Raw genomic sequence first — 1,439 nt, forward strand, 5'->3', positions numbered from 1 at the left:
TCGATCGCGGCGCCGTCGGAGGACAGCACTTCGACGTTGAGGCACAGTGACTGGAGTTCTTTGAGCAGGACTTTGAACGATTCCGGAATGCCCGGTTCCGGGATGTTCTCGCCCTTGACGATCGCTTCGTAGACCTTCACGCGACCGACCACATCGTCGGACTTGATGGTCAGCAACTCCTGCAGCGTGTACGCCGCACCGTAGGCCTGCATGGCCCAGCACTCCATCTCACCGAAACGCTGACCACCGAACTGCGCCTTACCACCCAACGGCTGCTGGGTGATCATCGAGTACGGACCGGTCGAACGCGCGTGGATCTTGTCATCGACCAAATGGTGCAGCTTCAAGATGTACATGTAACCCACCGCCACCGGATACGGGAACGGCTCACCGGAACGCCCGTCGAACAACGTGGCCTTCCCGTCGTCGTCGACCATCCGCTCACCGTCCCGGTTGGGCAGCGTCGAGGCCAGCAACCCGGTCAACTCCTCCTCCCGCGCGCCGTCGAAGACGGGCGTGGCGATGTTCGAGTCGGACGGAGCGCCCAGCATCTCCTCCGGCAGCGCCCGCGCCCAATCGGGACGGGTGCCGTCGGTGGCGACGTCGACCTGCCAGCCCGCTTTGCCGATCCAGCCCAGATGGGTTTCCAGGATCTGACCGATGTTCATACGACGCGGCACACCATGCGTGTTCAAAATAATGTCCACCGGAGTGCCATCGGGCAGGAACGGCATGTCCTCGGTCGGCAGGATCTTGCCGATCACACCCTTGTTCCCGTGCCGGCCCGCGAGCTTGTCACCGTCCTGGATCTTGCGTTTCTGCGCCACATACACCCGCACCAGCTCGTTGACACCCGGCGGCAGATCGTCGTCGTCCTCCCGGGAGAACACCCGGATACCGATGACCTTGCCCGACTCACCATGGGGCACCTTCAACGAGGTATCACGCACCTCCCGCGCCTTCTCCCCGAAGATCGCCCGCAACAACCGCTCCTCCGGAGTCAGCTCCGTCTCACCCTTCGGCGTGACCTTGCCGACCAGGATGTCCCCGTCACGCACCTCCGCACCGATCCGCACGATGCCCCGCTCATCCAGATCCGCGAGCACCTCATCGGACACATTCGGGATATCCCGCGTGATCTCCTCGGCACCCAGCTTGGTGTCGCGAGCGTCGATCTCGTGCTCCTCGATATGGATCGAGGTCAGCACATCCTCCTCCACCAACCGCTGCGACAGGATGATCGCGTCCTCGTAGTTGTGGCCCTCCCACGGCATGATCGCCACCAGCAAATTCTTACCCAGGGCCATCTCACCGTTCTCGGTGCACGGACCATCAGCCAGAACCTGACCACGCTCCACCCGCTGACCCTCGTCCACAATCGGACGCTGATTCGAGCACGTACCCTGATTCGACCGGTTGAACTTCCGCATCCGGTAGCT

1 protein-coding gene is annotated in these 1,439 nt (G+C 62.8%); it reads right to left on the reverse strand.

The genetic code is table 11. The features are described 5' to 3' along the window. A partial coding sequence (locus ON27_RS25435) for a DNA-directed RNA polymerase subunit beta (RefSeq protein ID WP_043733040.1) occupies positions 1 to 1,439 on the reverse strand: 1,439 nt, incomplete at both ends.

Source organism: Nocardia asiatica NBRC 100129 (genome assembly GCF_000308415.1).
GTDB classification, from domain to species: Bacteria; Actinomycetota; Actinomycetes; order Mycobacteriales; family Mycobacteriaceae; genus Nocardia; species Nocardia asiatica.